This is a genomic window from Bradyrhizobium sp. Mp27 (genome assembly GCF_029953005.1).
Classification (GTDB): Bacteria; Pseudomonadota; Alphaproteobacteria; order Rhizobiales; family Xanthobacteraceae; genus Bradyrhizobium; species Bradyrhizobium barranii.
On the sequence record NZ_JASAUS010000031.1, the window covers coordinates 54,541 to 71,923 of the forward strand.

The following is a 17,383-nucleotide window of genomic DNA, read 5'->3' on the forward strand; positions in this document are numbered from 1 at the left end:
TGAGGGTCGACGTCGAGTGCGCGGCCCTCTCCTCCGTCATTGCGAGCGAAGCGAAGCAATCCAAAATCTTTCCGCGGAGGGACTCTGGATTGCTTCGGGCGCTCGCAATGACGACTTGGAGGGAACTAAGGCTCCCACAAACTTGCTAGCTCGCGGATGTTTCCAAACTCGCGAGCAGAGCAGCGTGAAGACAACTCACGCTTCCCCGCGCAGCCAAGCCCGCACCTTCTGCAACAAGCCAAGCCGCAGTTCATCAACGGAAGCTGCTTCCGCCGGCGTCAGCGTCTGCAAGGCTGTATCGATGTCATCGGTCGCGGGCACCAGCTCGGGCGCCGGCGTAGACGCAAGCCCGGCCGCTGCGAGCGCGATCGGACCGACCTGCACCAGGAACGCGCGCTCATATTCGCGCGACAGGCGCGCGAGCGCATCCTCCAGCGTCAGCCAGTCGACCGCCTTGATGTCGTTCATCAGCTTGCGAACGGGACCGCCCTCGGCCTCCATGCGCCAGAAATGCACGACCTTGGAGCGCCCTCCCGACTGGTAGACGAGCGTGCCGAGGAATTCGTGGATGGCCACATCGTGGCCGGTCTCCTCCAGCACCTCGCGATGCGCCGCTTCCTTCGGCGTCTCGCCGTCGTCGAGCTTGCCCTTGGGCAAAACCCATTCGTTCCGCTTGCGCTGGCGCACGACCGCAACCAGCGGCGGCGCGCCACGCCGCAGCACAATACCACCCGCCGCCATCACCGGCGCCCGCGCCATCACAAGATTCCGTGTCGATCCAATCGGCCCGCGGACGATATAGGCTGCCGACGCGGCGGATTGAAGGCTAGTTCTTCTTCAACAGCGCTTGACCTGCGCGAATGCGGGTACCCTCGCCAATGCCGTCGCAAAAGTTGAAATCGCCGGGCGCCAGGATGATGATGGTGGAGCCGTGCTCGAACCAGCCGAGCTCCTCGCCCTTGGTCACGTTGACGTCGCAGGGGAAATTGACCGGGCCGCGGGTCTGCGCGTTCAGCACCATGTCGAGGAAGTGCAGGCGGATGCTCGCGACCAGGATCGCGGCGACCGGCACCAGCGTCACGGCCTCGCCAGTCGACAAATGCGTGCGGATCACCGCGCGCTCGTTCTTGCAGAACAGGCGCTCGACCCGCTTCAGCGCGATCGGGTTGACGTTCCAGACGTCGCCATGGATCAGCGTGACACGTTCGATATGCGCATCATATGGCGCATGGAAGCGGTGATACATGCTCGACGTCAGCCGCAGCGTGACGAAGGAGCCGTTGCGATGCTGATCCACGAGAGCGGAATCACCGAGCAGGTCGAGCAGCGAATAGGGCGCGCCCTTGACCTGGAACAGCTCGGTGTCGGCGATCCGGCCATGGGCGCCGACGATGCCGTCCGAGGGGCTGGCGACAATGGAAGGGTCGGGATCAAAGGGCCGCAGCCCCGGCTTGAGCTCCCGGGTGAAGCAGTCGTGCAGGCTCTTGAAGTGGGTCTTGCGCGCCTCCGACAGATCGAGGTCGGAGAACAGCTTCCACAGCGCGATCGAGAAGTCCCTGACGAGCGGGTTCTCGATCTTGGAGAACCGGCCCATGAAGCGGGTCAGGGCCGCGCGGGGGATGCGGTTGGTCAACAGGAAGTTGAGGTCTTCCTGCTGGGTGAAAGAGGCGATGAGGGCTTTGACTGTCATGAATCTGTCAGCTCGCAGTATTAGCGCTTGTTGTCATGGAAACGACACTCCCGATTCTCTCATTTTCCGTGGCCGCCGCAGCGTCCGCTGCCGCCGTCTTCCCGAAGCTCAAGGCGCGGGTCGAACTGTCCCGCGCCAAGCACCGGTCGCTCGCCGGGCACTCCAAGATGTCGCGCCGGGTGGCCAAGCTGCTCCCGTTCTACGAGTTCGAAGGCGACAAGTATTTCGGATGCGACGGCGCGCCTGGTAACGTGGTGCAGCAGCGCAAGGACGCCTTCTTCCGCCTCGCCAAGCTCTACGCCGAGCGCTACCCCAGGGGTCGCGCGATGACGAGGGAAGCGGCGGAAAAGATCTCCGACCTGCACTTCACCGAAACCTACCGCGTACCGTTCCAGTTCTCGCGCCTCGTCCGCGAGCATCTGGGCACCTCGACCTTCATGGAATCGTCCAGCGGCGTCACCGTCACGGATGTCGACGGCAACACCTCCTACGACCTCACCGGGTCTTACGGCGTCAACATCTTCGGCAACGACTTCTACAAGGAGTGCATAGAGGGCTCCGAGAAGCGTGCGCACGCGCTTGGCCCCGTGCTCGGCCCCTACCACCCCGTCATCCTCGATAACGTGCAACGGCTCTGCCAGATCTCGGGCCTCGACGAAGTCTCGTTCCACATGTCCGGCACTGAGGCCGTGATGCAGGCGGTGCGGCTTGCGCGCTACCACACCAAGCGCACGCATCTCGTCCGTTTCGCCGGCGCCTATCACGGCTGGTGGGGCGACGTGCAGCCCGGCGTCGGCAACCCCATTCCCGCGCACGAGACCTACACCCTCGCCGAAATGTCCGAGAAGACGCTGCACGTGCTGCGCACGCGCAAGGACATCGCCTGCGTGCTGGTCAATCCGTTGCAGGGCCTGCATCCGAACGGCAACGCGCCCGGAGATTCCTCGCTGGTCGATTCCTCCCGCGGCGGCAACTTTGACCGTGCGGCGTACACCGAGTGGCTCAAGAAGCTGCGCGAAGTCTGCACCGAGCGCGGCATCGCGCTGATCTTCGACGAGGTCTTCGTCGGCTTCCGTCTCGCCGCCGGCGGCGCCCAGGAATATTTTGGTGTCAAGGCCGACATGGTGACCTACGGCAAGAGCCTCGCCGGCGGCCTGCCGGTCGGCGTCGTCTGCGGCAAGAAGGAGTTGATGCGCCGCTTCCGCGACGATCGCCCCGCCGACATCTGCTTCGCCCGCGGCACCTTCAACTCGCACCCCTACGTCATGACGGCGATGGACGAGTTCTTGAGTCGGCTCGCCAGCCCGAACTTCCGCGCCATCTATGACGGCCTGGACGCCACCTGGAACGGCCGCGTCCAGAAGCTCAACCAGATGATGACGGACGCCAAGCTGCCGGTGCAGTTTGCGAACTTCTCGTCGATCTGGACGGTGAAATATACCACCCCGTCCCGCTACAACTGGATGCTGCAATATTACCTGCGCGCCGAAGGCCTGTCGCTGAGCTGGGTCGGCACCGGACGGCTGATCTTCAGCCTGAACTACACCGACGCCGATTTCACCGAGGTCGCCGAGCGCTTCGTCCGCGCGGCCGAGAAGATGAAGGCCGATGGCTTCTGGTGGCACGACGGCGTGCTCACCAACAAGAATATCAAGCGGCAGATTTTGAAAGAGATGCTGGCCAAGCGTTTTGGGCGCTGAGGCTATCTTCCTCACCGAAAGCACCGACCTCTCCTCCCCCTCTCCCCGCCTGCGGGGAGAGGGTTGGGGTGAGGGGGACTCTCCGCGCGCGCGGTGAGCATTGGCGGACGACCATCCAGCAGCTCCCCCGCGGAGACTCCCCCTCACCCGGCTTCGCGCCACGCGCAAATCCGACCTCTCCCCGCAAGCGGGGCGAGGTGAAGAGAGCGCTGGGCTCGCTTGAGTCACTTTAAAGGTATCCCCAAGACGTGGATGCCCGGCACGAGGCCGGGCATGACGTAACCATCAGACATCGGAGTGTTGTGTGAGAACAGCGCGCTCAGGCGTGCTGCTCTTCGAGCGTGGGCTCGGAGATGAGGCCCAGCGTGTGCTCGGGGTTGAGGTGCAGACCGGGGTCCATCAGCTCGCCGCGCATCAAAGCGAGCGGCGCGCTACGATAGAGCATCAGGTCGTGGAAGGGATCGGTCAGGATCTTCGTCATCCAGACGAGCCCGGTCTCGACGTCGCGGATGAAGAACAGGTGCACGGTGCGGAACAACAGACCACCGCCGCCGATCACCAGCCAGATCTTGGCGACCTGCCGCATGAAATCGGTCGCGCTCGCCCAGGGCGTGAACAGGCCGAACAGCGTCGGATCGACAACCAGCACCAGCGGCGACAGCGCCCAGATCGCCATCAGCACCACCTTGCGCTGAAGGTTGTAGCCGACCTTGATGTCTTCCTTGTACTCGTGCGTCGCCTGGTTGATGTGGTCGTAATCGTGCGGCTCGAAGAAGAAGTGACCGGCCTGGCGCGAGGTCATCGAGACCAGCCACCCGACCAGCGCCGAGATCATGGGATCGACGAACAGCCAGACATAAGCGAAGAGGAAGCTCAGCGCGCTGACGAAGTGCAGGCTCTGATTGATGCGGCTGTGGTGATAGTAGCGATGGTCGTCCCAGCGCTGGATCCGCAGCTGCTCGAGATAATTTTTGATCATGCTCTCCCCCAAAATGCTTTCGGGTTCTGGATTTACAGGGATTCGATGTAGGCCGTGTGACATCATCATTTTGTCATGTGACGATGTGCAGCGGCGCGATGACGCACGCGAACGCGTGAGCGGCGGCTCGAGCCGCCGCTCTCACAGCCTGACTCAGGCTGCCTTGGCGACGTCGACCTTGCGGAAGCGCACCAGCGAGAAATGGCCGAGCGGCGGAATCAGGCGGCGCTCGGCGAGCTCGATGCCACGGGCGCCAGCCAGCCACTTCGTATAGCGCGACCAGGCGAACTCGGCGGTGCGGAAGCCGAGCGGGCGCACCACCGGCTGGAGCCTCTGCTCGATGAAACGGCGCATGCCGGTGTCGGCGCTGACGCGGGTCAGGATGATGAGCTCGCCGCCGGGACGCAGCACGCGGGCGAATTCGTCGAGCGCCTTCTCCGGATTCGGCACGGCGGTGACGACATATTGCGCCATCACCACGTCGAAGGAATTGTCGGGGAATTCGAGCTTCTCGGCGTCCATCACCGCGAGGCCCTCGACGTTCTTCAGATTGCCCTCGCTGACGCGCTGGCGCGCCTTGTCGAGCATCGCTTCCGAAATGTCGGTGCCGAAGATGCGCAGATGCGGCGCGTAGAGCGGCAGCGAGATGCCGGTGCCGACGCCGACTTCGAGCACGCGGCCCCCGATCTTGTTGGTGGCCGCGATCGCGGCCTGCCGGCCCTTGGCGAACACGCCGCCGAACACGAGATCGTAGACGGGCGCCCAGCGGTCATAGGCCTGCTCAACCGTGCCACGGGTGAGGTCGAGCTGCTGGGTGCCGTCAAGGTTCATGATCTTAGCCATCGATGAGGTTCTCGCTGTGGGTCAAACGTTGCAGATCAACCGCGCACCGGCCGCCGCGCCATGACCGGCGAGGCGCGCAGGATGCGGCTGGGCTGAAGTGAGGTGAGATTTCCGACGAACTGACGCGCGCTGTTTTCCCAGGAGCGCTCCAGCGCGAAGTTGCGGCAGGTCTCGCGCGACATGGTGAGTGCGCGCAGGCACGCGGTACGCAGATCATGGTCGATCGCGCCGATCGGATGATCGGCGATGACGTCCTTCGGTCCCGTCACCGGAAACGCGGCCACCGGCGTGCCGCAGGCGAGCGCCTCGAGCTGCACCACGCCGAAGGTGTCGGTCAGGCTGGGGAATACGAAGACATCGGCGGCGGCGAGATGCGCGGTCAGATCCGCGCCCTTCTTCTCGCCGAGGAAGACGGCGTCCGGATATTTCCTTTCGAGCGCCGCCTTCTGCGGGCCGTCGCCGACGACGACCTTGGTGCCAGGCAGGTCGAGCGTGAGGAACGCTTCGAGGTTCTTCTCCACCGCGACGCGGCCCATGGTCATGAAGATCGGGCCCGGCAAATCGAGCTTGGCCGGAGCGTCAGGATGGAACAGCTCGGTGTTGACGCCGCGCGTCCAGAAGCCAAGCCGCTTGAAGCCGCGCTCGGAAAGCTCCTGCCGCAGCGAAGGCGTCGCCACCATGGTCATCGCGGCGGCATCGTGGAAGTGGCGCAGCACGGCATAGCCGACGGCATCGGGGATACCGGTCCGCACCGAGACGTATTCGGGAAAGCGCGTCGTGTAGGAGGTGGTGAAGGCAAGCCGGTTGCGGCGGCAATAGGCGCGCGCGGCCCAGCCGATCGGCCCCTCGGTCGCGATGTGCAGCGCTTCCGGCGCGGCCTTCTCGATCCGCCGCGCGATCTCCTTGGCGCTCGGCAGTGCGATGCGCAGGCCCGGATAGGTGGGCAGCGGCCAGGACCGAAAGCCGTCCGGGGTGAGGAAGTCGATCTCGACGTCGAGCGCCTTGGCCGCGTTCGCCAGCGAGGTCAGCGTCCGGACCACACCGTTAACCTGCGGATGCCAGGCGTCAGTCGCGATTAATACCCGCATGGGGAAATCCCGAGAGTTTGATGATTCTCGGCTTAGGACCATCAACCACGGATATTTCAGGCGTGTGACGTCACAGAAGTGTCGGCCCGCTGTTTTGTTGGTTAACGGGTCCGCGCCGCCACGAAACCGTCATGAAACAAATCCTTTCCGCCATGAAACCGTTTTCGGTTTTCCGCGCAAAGCTCCCGAAACGTTTTGTCGTTAGTGATTTGGGCAACGGAGCACCGAAACGGTGCCGCGGTGGTCAAGAAACACCGATCAAACAGGGGCGATCAATGATCAATCTGGACACGTTCAAGACGTATTCGCGCGCCGTTGCGCTCAGCGCCGTCGCGATCTCCGCAATCGCATTTGCCGGTCCGGCCAAGGCTGCGCCCGTGCAGCTCTTCCCGTTCTTCCAGCCGCTGCCGCCGATGGCCGCGCCGCAGCCCTACCAGCCCTATCAGGCGACGCCTTACCAGGCCGCGCCGTCCGAGGATCAGGATGCGGTCGAGATGCCGGCCCGCTTCCGCCGCCAGACCGTCTCCTACGCGACGCGTGAGGCGCCGGGCACCATCATCATCGATACGCCCAACACCTATCTCTATTACGTGCTCGGCAACGGCCAGGCCGTTCGCTACGGCATCGGCGTCGGCCGCGACGGCTTCACCTGGTCCGGCGTGCAGTCGGTGACCAAGAAGGCCGAGTGGCCGGATTGGACCCCTCCGCCGGAAATGATCGCCCGCCAGCCCTATCTGCCGCGCCACATGGCCGGCGGCCCCGGCAACCCGCTCGGCGCGCGCGCCATGTATCTCGGCGGCACCATCTATCGCATCCACGGCACCAACGCCCCCGACACGATCGGCAAGCACGTCTCCTCCGGCTGCATCCGCCTGACCAACAACGACGTCACCGACCTCTACTCCCGCGTCAACGTCGGCACCAAGGTGATCGTGCTGCCGATGACGGAACGCCGCGCGGACCTCGGCGCCGCGACGCGCTAACTTGACAGGACATTGTGACGCAAACGGCCCCGGAACCCACCGGGGCCGTTTTCGTTGGCATCATGTTCTCCGGGCGGCCTCGCTTGGAGAAGCGCTGTTCGGAGGCGCGGATGCGATCACGCCTGCAGATGTCGCCAGGCACATGGCTGCGCTCGGTCGCAGCTGCCGGCGCATTGACGCTGCTCCTGTCTGCACCCTCTTCGCTCGCCCAGCAGCCGGCGAACGACGAGGCGGCTCAGCAGGCGTTCAAAAATTCCTGTCGCACCTGCCACTCGGTGAAGGATGGCGACAATCGCCTCGGTCCTAATCTCAACAAGATCGTGGGACGCAAGGCAGGCTCGCTGCCGAACTACAACTACTCCCCGTCGATGAAGGACGCCGGCTTCGTCTGGGACCAGGACAAGCTGACCCGCTTCATGGTCAAACCGGATGAGGTCGTGTCCGGCAACAAGATGCAGCCGTATGGCGGTGTCTCGGCTGACGAAGCGAGCAAGATCGTTGCCTATCTTCAGGCGGCAGGTGGGCAGTAGCAGGACAGAGATTCATCGTAAACCTCGTCCTGCGGAGCCGCGGAACGCGGCGTCTCGAAGGACGACGCGCTCGCACTGGCGAAAACCCTTTACTGCCGCCGCTTCGCGATCAGCCTCAGCCACGCCGCTGAGTGAATCGCGCTCATCAGCAAATACATCGGCACCATCCCACTCAGCACAGAGCCATACCCGGCGGCACACAGCATGTCCGCCGGGCGGCCGATCACGGCCGTCAACACGGCCATGATCGCGAAGGTCGGCGTCGCCGCCAGAGCCAGCCATCTGGCGAGGTGGCGTGCGGCCACCACGCCATCGCGGCTCGCGCCGGTGGCCACGTTGGCGGGACTAGTCACGGCCTTCCGCAGCCTCCTCGCGAAAAGCCTTCTCGCCGGCGTCCGAGATCTCCACCCATTTCTTGTCGGGCGCAGCGCCTTCCGCATAGCTGTCGTGCCAGTTCCACCATTTGTAGGTCGGCGTCTGCGGATAGCCCTTTGGCGAGTCCTCCCAGACCTCCTGCCGGCCGAGCGGCGTGATGTCGAGATAGTTCCAGGTGCCGCCCATCTGCTCGTCGCCGCGGCTCTTGATGAAGTAGGTGCGGAAGATGCGGTCGCCGTCGCGGTAGAACACGTTGGTGCCGTGCCATTCGTCCACGCCGAAATCGGCGTCGAAACTGTCGGTGACTGTGACCCAGGGAATGGTCCAGCCCATCCGCTGCTTCAGCCTGATGATGTCGGCCTGGGGCGCGCGCGAGGCGAACACGAGCGTGGTGTCGCGGGCGTTGAGATGCGAGACATGGGCGACCTGGTCGGCCACCATGGAGCAGCCGCGGCAGGCATGGTCGGGCCAGCCGAACACGCCCGGCTCGAAGAAGGCCCGGTAGACGATCAGCTGCCGCCGGCCCTGGAACAGATCCACCAGACTGATCTTGCCGCCGGGCCCCTCGAACGCATAGGTTTTGGTGACTTCCATCCACGGCATGCGCCGGCGCTCGGCGGCGAGGGCGTCGCGGGCACGGGTATGCGCCTTTTCCTTCACGAGCAGTTGCTGACGGGCGGCCTCCCAGTCCTGCGGCGACACCACCGGCGGTGTTTGCATGGCGGCCTGTCCGTTAGTTCCTGCGTTGTCTGCTGATGTCATCATGGCTCTCCATTCCTCTTGCTTGGGCGGTCATTCCGCGTCGCGCTACGACGGACGCGGAACCGCTCGCCCCTCACCGCACATTGTCGGCCGTCAACGATTTCTGGCACCAAGGGGTTGCGCGGTGGGAGTAACAAGTGTGGCGGGATTTGAATGGAGTCGCTGATCACGGCCGCCGCGCGCGCGCTTGAGGCCGGCGATCCGCTCGGCGCGCTGAACCGCGTTGCGCTGCGCAACGATGCACCGTCGCTGGCGCTACGCGGCATCGCGATGGCGCAGCTCGGCGATCTCGCGAAAGCGAAGACGCTGCTGCGGAGCGCCGCGCGCGCGTTCGGTCCAAGAGAGGCGGTGGCGCGCGCGAGATGCGTGGTGGCTGAAGCCGAGATCGCGCTCGTCTCGCGCGACCTGAGCTGGCCGGTGAAAACGCTCGCGGCGGCCCGCGCGACGCTCGAACAGCACGGCGATCTCGCCAATGCAGCCCATGCGGGCCACATCGAGGCGCGCCGCCTCCTGCTCGTCGGGCAGCTCGACGAAGCCGAGCGCACGCTGGCCGAGCTCAGCCCCTCCCCGCTCCCGCCTGCGTCGCAAGTCGTCCGCGCGCTCGTGGTCGCCGGCATCGCGATCAGACGGCTGAGAGCAAAAGATGCGCGCGCGGCGCTCAACCGCGCGGCCCACGCAGCGCGGCAGGCGAAGATCCCGGCGCTCGTGGCCGAGGTCGACAGCGCGAACCTCATCCTCGACACGCCGGCGGCGCGCCTGATCGCGCGCGGCAGCGAACACCCGTTGCTGCTCGGGGAGGTCGAGAGACTGGCGACCTCGACGGCGCTCGTCGTGGACACCTTTCATCATGCCCTGCGCAGGCAAGGCCGCGTCGTATCGCTCGGAACACGGCCGGTGCTGTTCGCGCTCGCCCGCCTCCTGGCGCAGGCATGGCCCGCGGACGTCTCGCGAGAAGCGCTGATATCAAGCGCGTTCCGGGCGAAGCACGCCGACGAATCGCATCGCGCGCGGTTGCGCGTGGAGATCGGGCGGCTCCGCACCCAGCTCAAGCCGCTGGCCGACATCAGCGCGACGAAGCAGGGCTTCGTGCTGGCGCCGCGCAAGACGCGCGACGTCCTCGTGCTGGCACGCCCCGTCGAGGAGAAGCACGCCGCGGTGCTCGCCGTCCTCTCCGATGGCGAGCCGTGGTCGAGCTCGGCGCTCGCGCTGGCGCTGGGAACGAGCGCGCGCACGGTGCAGCGGGCCCTCGACGAGCTGGCGCGGTCGAACAAGGTGCAATCGTTCGGACACGGCCGGGCACGGCGCTGGATGACCCCGCCCGTCCCGGGTTTCCCGACAGGCTTGTTACTCCCCGGACCGCTCCTGAGGGGGTAGGATGGATCGCATCACAGGGATCAAGCACATGAAGCGTTCCGCCGCCGAGATCGTCAGGGAGTACGGACCTTTCGCGGGTGTCGAGGCCGTGCATGGCGTCACCTATGACGGCACCCACGTCTGGTTCGCATCCGGCGACAAGCTGAATGCGGTCGATCCGGCCAACGGCAAGATCGCACGCTCGATCGAAGTCTCCGCGCATGCGGGGACGGCATTCGACGGCCGGCACCTGTTCCAGATCGCCGAGGATCGCATCCAGAAGATCGACGCCGCCACCGGCAAGGTCATCAGCACGATTCCGGCCCCGGGCGGTGGCGGCGATTCCGGATTGGCCTGGGCGGAGGGCTCGCTGTGGGTCGGTCAGTATCGCGAGCGCAAGATCCATCAGGTCGATCCGGAAACGGGAAAGATTCTCCGCACCATCGAAAGCAAGCGCTTCGTGACCGGTGTCACCTGGGTCGACGGCGAGCTCTGGCATGGCACCTGGGAGGGCGAGGAAAGCGATTTGCGCCGGATCGATCCTGAGACCGGCAAGGTGCTGGAGCAGCTCGACCTGCCCGCCGGGACGATGGTTTCAGGATTGGAGTCCGACGGCGGTGACCGCTTCTTCTGCGGCGGTGGCGATCGCGGCAATGTGAGGGCGGTTCGCCGCCCGAGGCGCAGCTAGGTGCGCGATGACGGATGCGCGGCACCGATGCTGCCGCAACCGTTAATCTGTTCGCCCCAATTCCACCCCACCGGTGCGCTCTAGCGCCCCCCTCGCCTGCCCTGTAGACTTCCGGCCCTGGGTGGCTTGGGGGATTGATGCGACTGACGCTGAACTTGAAGACTGTCCTGATCGCCGCGGCGGTGCTCGCGGCGTCGTTTTTCGTCAGCCTGAAGGCGATGGATTGGCTGTCGCCGCGCGCGACGACGACTGCGCCGCCGGTCGCGCAATTGCCACCGCTGCCGCCGGTCGCGAAGAGCTCGATCGTGGTGGCGCCGGTCGCGATCGCGATATCGGCGATCCGCGAACAGGCCGAGAAAGCCGCGCCGCGCAATTTCGCCGGCAAGGCCGATAATCCAATCTCGCAGATCCTGGAGAATGCTGACATCGGCTGGTCCGCCGTGCGCGGGCCGATGGCGGCTGCCGGCGACAAGGACGTGCTGACGATCTCGACGCCGCTCAGCGGCAAGCTCAACGTGACGGGCTCGCTGTCGTCGAAAGCCACCGGCGCGCTCGGCGACGCGCTCGGCAGCGACGCCGCGAAACGCATCGGCGCAGTCAACATCAAGAATCTGAACGCCAGCGCCGAGATCAAGGGCAACGTGGTCGTCACCTCGCGCCCGAAGCTCGCGGCCAACTGGCATCTCGAGCCAAATCTCGGCGCCCAGGTCAATCTCGGCGACACCAACCTCAACGTCTCCGGCGCCAAGGTCAACGTGCCGGCGCAGGTGAAGCCGCTGATCGACAAGAATGTCGGCGAGCAGATCAACATCGTCTCCGAGCGCATCCGCAACGATCCCTCGCTGCGCGACAATGCGAAGCTGCAATGGGCCAAGGCCTGCCGCTCGATCCCGCTGCAGGGCTCGGGCTCCTCGGCCGCGCTGCCGCCGCTCTGGCTCGAGATGAAACCGACCCGTGCCATCGCAGCGCAGCCGCGCGTCGACGCACAGAACGTGACGCTGCTGCTCGGTCTCGAGCTCGAGACGCGCGTGACCTCGACGTCGACCAAGCCGGACTGTCCCTTCCCCGACAAGATCTCGATCGTGCCGCCGACCGGCACCGGCGTGAACATCGGCGTGCCGATCGACGTGCCCTTCACCGAGATCAACAAGCTGATCGCGGCACAGATGGTCGGCCACACCTATCCCGAGGACGGCTCCGGCCCGGTCGACGTCACCGTGAAAAGCGTCAACGTGGTGCCGTCGGGCGATCGTCTCCTGATCTCGCTGCTGGTGCGTGCCAAGGAGAAGAAGAGCTGGCTCGGTCTCGGCGCCGAAGCGACCGTGCACATCTGGGGCCGGCCGATGCTCGACCAGGCGCAGCAGACGCTGCGGCTCGCCGACATCCAGCTCGCGGTGGAATCCGAGGCCGCCTTCGGCCTGCTCGGCGCGGCCGCACGCGCGGTGGTGCCGCAGATGCAGCAGGCCTTGGTGCAGAACGCGACGCTCGATCTGAAGCCGATCGCCGCCAATGCGCGCGAGAAGATCGCGGCCGCGATCGCCGACTACCAGAAGAGCGAGGATGGCCTCAAGGTCGACGCCAAGATCGACAGCCTGACCCTCGCCGACATCGCCTTCGATTCCAAGACGCTGCGCATTGTCGCCGAGGCCGGCGGCTCGCTGAATGTCTACGTGACGAAGCTGTCGGGGATGTAGCGCGTCTTCACGCACCGGACCCGCGCGCGTCGCTTGCGCCGCTGGCATTCTCGTCGGAGGATGCTAAGCTGTTTCCCGCAACCTCGAACGAGGTGCTGACAGCACTGCAGGGGATAACGCGAGGACAACATGGAAGCCGGCATGGTCACGCCTGCGCCGGCGCTGGTGCGCTTTTCCGGCATTCAGAAGACCTACGATGGCGAGCACCTCGTGGTGAAGAACCTCGATCTCGAAATCAGGAAGGGCGAGTTCATCACCCTGCTCGGTCCGTCGGGCTCGGGCAAGACGACCACGCTGATGATGCTGGCCGGCTTCGAGGTTCCAACCCATGGCGAAATCTACCTCGCCGAACGGCCGATCAAGAACGTGCCGCCGCATAAGCGCGACATCGGCATGGTGTTCCAGAACTATGCCTTGTTCCCGCACCTGACGATCGCGGAGAATATCGCCTTCCCGCTATCTGTTCGCAACACGGCCAAGGCCGAGGCGCAGGAGCGCGTCAACGCGGCGTTGCGCATGATCAAGATGGAAACCCTGGCGCACCGGCGGCCCGGGCAGCTGTCCGGCGGTCAGCAGCAGCGCGTGGCGCTGGCCCGCGCGCTGGTTTTCAATCCGCAGCTTGTGCTGATGGACGAGCCCTTGGGCGCCCTCGACAAGCGCCTGCGGGAGCAGATGCAACTGGAGATCAAGCAGCTGCACGAGACGATGGGCATCACCGTCGTCTACGTCACCCACGATCAGAGCGAAGCGCTCACCATGTCGGATCGCATCGCCGTGTTCAACGACGGCATCGTGCAGCAGATCGACCGGCCCGACGCGCTGTATGAGCATCCGGTGAACAGCTTCGTCGCTCACTTCATCGGTGAGAACAACGTGCTGGCCGGTACCGTCGAGACGGTCGAGAAGGACTATTGCCGCGTCACGCTGGCTGGTGGCGGCGCCGTGACCGCGCGGGCGGTCAATGTATCGGGCGCGGGCGCATCGACCTCCCTGTCGGTGCGGCCGGAGCGGATCGCCATCATCCCGGACGGCACCTCCAGCGAGGGACCGAACCGACTGCCGGCCAAGGTGCAGAACACCATCTATCTCGGCGACCACGCACTGGCCGTGCTCGATGTCGCCGGCAACGGGGAGTTCATGGTCAAGCTTCAGCCGGGGACGCATGACGGATTGAGACATGGCAATCTAAGATCTGGTGAAAGCGTATTCATCACCTTCCGTCCAGAGGACTGCCTGGCCCTCGATCCCGTCTGATCCGGACCGGCATCGATCAACCTCAACGCAACGCACATGAAGAAGGAACAAGGACCATGCTGAAGCGCAAGACTGGCAAGATTGCTCTGGGATTCGCCGTGGCGTTCAGCGCCAGCGCCGCGCTGGCCACGGTCGCGCAGGCGCGTGACCTCACCGTCGTGTCGTGGGGCGGCGCCTATCAGGATGCCCAGAAGAAGGTCTATTTCGAGCCGTTCAAGAAAGCAGCCGGCGTTGCGATGAACGACGAGTCCTGGGACGGCGGCGTCGGCGTGTTGCGCGCCAAGGTGCAGGGTGGTGCTGCCACCTGGGACCTCGTCCAGGTCGAGAGCGACGAACTCGCGGTCGGCTGCGAGGAAGGCCTGTTCGAGAAGATCGATTATTCCAAAATCGGCGGCGAGGCCGCCTATATACCGCCGTCGGTCAACCCCTGCGGTGTCGGTGCCATCCTCTACGATTTCGTTCTCGGCTACGACAAGGACAAGCTGAAGCAGGCCCCCAACGGCTGGGCCGACTTCTTCGATACCAAGAAGATTCCGGGCAAGCGCGCCTTGCGTCAGGGTCCGAAGACCACGCTGGAGATCGCTCTCATGGCCGACGGCGTCGCACCGAAGGACGTCTACAAGGTGCTGGCGACCGACGAGGGCGTCGAGCGCGCGTTCAAGAAGCTGGACACCATCAAGGGCGACATCGTCTGGTGGAAGGCCGGCGCCCAGCCGCCGCAATTGCTCGCCTCCGGCGAGGTGGCGATGACCTCGGTCTACAATGGCCGCATCGACACCGCGAACAAGAACGACAAGAAGAATTTCGGCATCGTATGGGATGGCGCGCTCTTCACCCTCGACAGCTGGGTCATCCTGAAGGGCAGCCCGAACAAGGACGCGGCCTACAAGTTCCTGGACTTCGCGGGCAAGGCGGAGAACCAGTCAAAGCTGTCGCAGAACATCGCCTATGGCACCTCGAACAAGGACGCAGCCGCCCTGCTCGCGCCCGCCGTTCTGAAGGACCTGCCGACAGCGCCTGACAACATCAAGAACGCGGTCGAGATCAACGTCGGCTTCTGGCTCGAGAACATCGACCGCCTGACCGAGCGCTTCAACAAATGGGCCGCGAAATAGCGCGCCCCGCAAGGCTCGACCTATGACGGATGCGCGCTTGACCGGCGCCAATGCGTCGACCGAGGTGCCGCTCAAGCGCCGATTGAGGCGAGCGGAGCGGACACGCCAGGTCAGGGCATTGGCGCTGGTGCTGCCGCTTCTCGTCTTCCTGCTCTTCACCTTCGCAGGTCCGATCGCCGGCATGCTGTGGCGCGCCGTCGATGACCGCGAGGTGCGTCAGGTTCTGCCGCAAACCGTCACGGCTCTCGCCGACTGGGACGGCAAGGACCTGCCGGATGAAAAGGCCTTTGCAGCGCTGGCAAGCGACATCCTGGCGGCGCGCGCCTCCGGCACCATCGCCATCGCGGCCAAGCGGCTCAATTACGCCCTGAACGGCTTTCGTACGATCCTGACCAGCACTTCACGCAATCTGAAGGCGCAGCCAGAGCCCGGCACCGCCAGGGAGACACTGGGCAAGATCAATCCGGCCTGGCGCGAACGGACCACCTGGACGACGATCAAGGACGCCGGTGGTCCGGTGACCGGCTTCTATTTGCTGGCGGCGCTCGACCTGACACGGAACGTCGATGGTGCGATCGTCGCGGCATCGCCGGATCAAGCCATCTACCGCGACATCTTCGTCCGCACCTTCCTCATCAGCCTCGGCGTCACGGCACTCTGCCTGATCCTCGGCTTCCCGGTCGCCTATTTGCTGGCGGCGCTGCCGCCCGGCCGGTCGAATCTGCTGATGATCTTCGTCCTGCTGCCGTTCTGGACGTCGCTTCTGGTCCGCACCTGCGCCTGGATCGTCTTGTTGCAGAGCAAGGGCGTCGTGAACGACAGCCTGCACTGGCTTGGCATCATCGACGAGCCGTTGCGGTTGATCTACAACCGCTTCGGTGTCTGCGTGGCCATGACCCACGTTCTCCTGCCGTTCATGATCCTGCCGCTGTACAGCAGCATGAAGGCGATCTCGCCCGCTTACATGCGTGCCGCCGCCTCGCTCGGCGCGCCACCGACCACTGCCTTCCTGCGGATCTACCTGCCTCAAACCCTGCCCGGCATCGGCGCGGGAAGCCTGCTCGTCTTCATCCTGGCGCTCGGCTACTACATTACACCGGCCCTCGTCGGCGGCGCCGCCGATCAGATGATCAGCTACTTCATCGCGCTCTACACGACCGAGACGGCCAATTGGGGCCTTGCTTCGGCGTTGGGAGCGGTGCTGCTTCTGGCCACTGTTTTGCTCGCTCTCGTCTACGGCAAGCTGGTGCAGGGGCAGCAGGTCACGGGAGGAATGAAGAATTGAGCGATCATTCTTCCCTCCGCACGCCCAGCCAGCGCATCGCGTGGACCGCGACCATCGTCATCTCCACGCTGGTGTTCATCTTCCTGATCGCGCCGATCCTTGCGATCATGCCGCTGTCCTTCAGCTCGGGCTCGTACCTCACCTATCCGCTGCCGGGCCTCTCCTTGCGCTGGTACGACGACTTCATCAATTCGCCGCGCTGGATGAATTCGCTGAAGAACAGCATGATCATCGGCGTCGCCTCGACCCTGCTGTCGATGGTGCTCGGCACGCTGGCCGCGCTGGGGCTGGCGCAGTGGAAGAGCCGGTCAAACCGCTCGTGCTGGCTTTCGTGCTGTCGCCGGTCGTCGTGCCCGGCGTCATCACCGCGGTCGGCCTGTATTTCTTCTTCGCGCCGATCGGACTGACCGGCAGTTATCTCGGCTTGATCCTGGCCCACACCGCGCTGGCGACGCCCTTTGTGGTGATCACGGTCGGCGCGACGCTGCAAAGCTTCGACACCAATCTGGCACGCGCCCCCGCCTCGCTCGGCGCCTCGCCGCTTTATGCGTTCCGCCGCGTGATCCTACCGCTGATCCTGCCCGGCCTTGCGTCGGGTGCGCTCTTCGCCTTCGCGACCAGCTTCGATGAGGTAGTGATCGTGCTGTTCATGGCAGGTCCGGAGCAACGCACGCTGCCGCGCGAGATGTTCAGCGGCATCCGCGAGAACATCAGTCCGACCATCACGGCAGCGGCGGTGATTCTGACGACGGTATCGGTCATCCTCCTCGCCACCCTGGAAGGCCTGCGCCGGCGCAACGAACGGCTCAAGGGCAGCAGCGTCTGATTGGCGGTGTTCTTCCTTCTCCCCTTGTGGGAGAAGGTGGCGCGAAGCGCCGGATCAGGGGTGTCTGTCCGCGCGCTCTACTGCGAGACGGTGACTCGCGGAGAGAGACCCCTTGTAAGTCGAAGCGCCGCAGGTCAGCTATTGTAGACGTTGCGGTGACGGACGGGAGCCCGCAAACCCCCAGGTCGTTGCAGGCCGTGGGTGAGAGAGGTGCCCCG

The 17,383-nt window shown here is 65.0% G+C and carries 16 protein-coding genes and 1 pseudogene; 10 read left to right on the plus strand and 7 right to left on the minus strand.

Annotated features, from left to right (window positions below):
• Window positions 1-195: 195 nt before the first annotated feature.
• Both QJT78_RS18095 and asd read right to left on the minus strand, forming a co-directional pair.
• A complete protein-coding gene (locus QJT78_RS18095; protein WP_028153180.1) occupies window positions 196-759 on the minus strand; it encodes an NUDIX hydrolase in 564 nt (187 codons plus the stop codon).
• A 67-nt stretch (window positions 760-826) separates the two neighbouring features.
• Window positions 827-1,690 (minus strand): archaetidylserine decarboxylase, encoded by an 864-nt coding sequence (gene asd / locus QJT78_RS18100; RefSeq protein ID WP_028153179.1) that lies wholly within the window; start codon window positions 1,688-1,690, stop codon window positions 827-829.
• A 35-nt stretch (window positions 1,691-1,725) separates the two neighbouring features.
• Between asd and QJT78_RS18105 the strand changes: the two genes are divergently transcribed.
• A complete protein-coding gene (locus tag QJT78_RS18105; protein WP_028153178.1) occupies window positions 1,726-3,390 on the plus strand; it encodes an aminotransferase class III-fold pyridoxal phosphate-dependent enzyme in 1,665 nt (554 codons plus the stop codon).
• A gap of 319 nt (window positions 3,391-3,709) precedes the next feature.
• Here QJT78_RS18105 and QJT78_RS18110 read toward each other — a convergent pair whose 3' ends face one another.
• From QJT78_RS18110 to QJT78_RS18120, 3 genes are all read right to left on the minus strand, one after another.
• Complete coding sequence (locus QJT78_RS18110; protein WP_014492925.1) at window positions 3,710-4,369, minus strand: hypothetical protein; 660 nt, start codon at window positions 4,367-4,369, stop codon at window positions 3,710-3,712.
• A 153-nt stretch (window positions 4,370-4,522) separates the two neighbouring features.
• Window positions 4,523-5,212 carry a methyltransferase domain-containing protein gene (locus QJT78_RS18115; protein ID WP_028153177.1) on the minus strand — a complete coding sequence of 230 codons (690 nt, stop codon included), beginning with the start codon at window positions 5,210-5,212 and terminating at the stop codon, window positions 4,523-4,525.
• A 35-nt stretch (window positions 5,213-5,247) separates the two neighbouring features.
• Complete coding sequence (locus tag QJT78_RS18120) at window positions 5,248-6,300, minus strand: glycosyltransferase family 1 protein (RefSeq protein ID WP_038942440.1); 1,053 nt, start codon at window positions 6,298-6,300, stop codon at window positions 5,248-5,250.
• Between the two features lie 275 nt (window positions 6,301-6,575).
• On the opposite strand from QJT78_RS18120, the gene QJT78_RS18125 reads away from it, so the two are divergent.
• Both QJT78_RS18125 and QJT78_RS18130 read left to right on the plus strand, forming a co-directional pair.
• On the plus strand, window positions 6,576-7,283 hold the full coding sequence (locus tag QJT78_RS18125; RefSeq protein ID WP_028153175.1) for a L,D-transpeptidase: 708 nt from the start codon (window positions 6,576-6,578) through the stop codon (window positions 7,281-7,283).
• A gap of 110 nt (window positions 7,284-7,393) precedes the next feature.
• Entirely contained in the window at window positions 7,394-7,813 is a 420-nt protein-coding gene (locus QJT78_RS18130) for a c-type cytochrome (protein ID WP_028153174.1), read from the plus strand.
• 89 nt (window positions 7,814-7,902) lie between these two features.
• Here QJT78_RS18130 and QJT78_RS18135 read toward each other — a convergent pair whose 3' ends face one another.
• Both QJT78_RS18135 and QJT78_RS18140 read right to left on the minus strand, forming a co-directional pair.
• Complete coding sequence (locus QJT78_RS18135) at window positions 7,903-8,166, minus strand: hypothetical protein (RefSeq protein WP_028153173.1); 264 nt, start codon at window positions 8,164-8,166, stop codon at window positions 7,903-7,905.
• Window positions 8,159-8,953 carry a DUF899 domain-containing protein gene (locus tag QJT78_RS18140; RefSeq protein ID WP_038942441.1) on the minus strand — a complete coding sequence of 265 codons (795 nt, stop codon included), beginning with the start codon at window positions 8,951-8,953 and terminating at the stop codon, window positions 8,159-8,161. The genes QJT78_RS18135 and QJT78_RS18140 overlap by 8 nt, the downstream gene beginning before the upstream one ends.
• Window positions 8,954-9,103: 150 nt before the next feature.
• Between QJT78_RS18140 and QJT78_RS18145 the strand changes: the two genes are divergently transcribed.
• From QJT78_RS18145 to QJT78_RS18175, 7 genes and pseudogenes are all read left to right on the plus strand, one after another.
• Window positions 9,104-10,324, plus strand: coding sequence for a hypothetical protein (locus QJT78_RS18145; protein ID WP_028153171.1), 1,221 nt, complete (start codon window positions 9,104-9,106; stop codon window positions 10,322-10,324).
• A 28-nt stretch (window positions 10,325-10,352) separates the two neighbouring features.
• Complete coding sequence (locus QJT78_RS18150; RefSeq protein ID WP_028153170.1) at window positions 10,353-10,991, plus strand: PQQ-binding-like beta-propeller repeat protein; 639 nt, start codon at window positions 10,353-10,355, stop codon at window positions 10,989-10,991.
• Between the two features lie 137 nt (window positions 10,992-11,128).
• The gene (locus QJT78_RS18155) at window positions 11,129-12,685 is read left to right on the plus strand and encodes a DUF4403 family protein (RefSeq protein WP_038942442.1); all 1,557 of its coding nucleotides are present in this window, start codon (window positions 11,129-11,131) and stop codon (window positions 12,683-12,685) included.
• A 129-nt stretch (window positions 12,686-12,814) separates the two neighbouring features.
• Window positions 12,815-13,939, plus strand: coding sequence for an ABC transporter ATP-binding protein (locus tag QJT78_RS18160; protein WP_014492915.1), 1,125 nt, complete (start codon window positions 12,815-12,817; stop codon window positions 13,937-13,939).
• Window positions 13,940-13,995: 56 nt separating this feature from the next.
• The gene (locus QJT78_RS18165; RefSeq protein WP_038942443.1) at window positions 13,996-15,054 is read left to right on the plus strand and encodes an ABC transporter substrate-binding protein; all 1,059 of its coding nucleotides are present in this window, start codon (window positions 13,996-13,998) and stop codon (window positions 15,052-15,054) included.
• Window positions 15,055-15,076: 22 nt separating this feature from the next.
• On the plus strand, window positions 15,077-16,339 hold the full coding sequence (locus QJT78_RS18170; protein ID WP_028153167.1) for an ABC transporter permease: 1,263 nt from the start codon (window positions 15,077-15,079) through the stop codon (window positions 16,337-16,339).
• Window positions 16,336-17,165 (plus strand): annotated as a pseudogene (locus QJT78_RS18175) (ABC transporter permease). Before QJT78_RS18170 ends, QJT78_RS18175 begins: the two are co-directional and overlap by 4 nt.
• The last annotated feature ends 218 nt before the right edge of the window (window positions 17,166-17,383 follow it).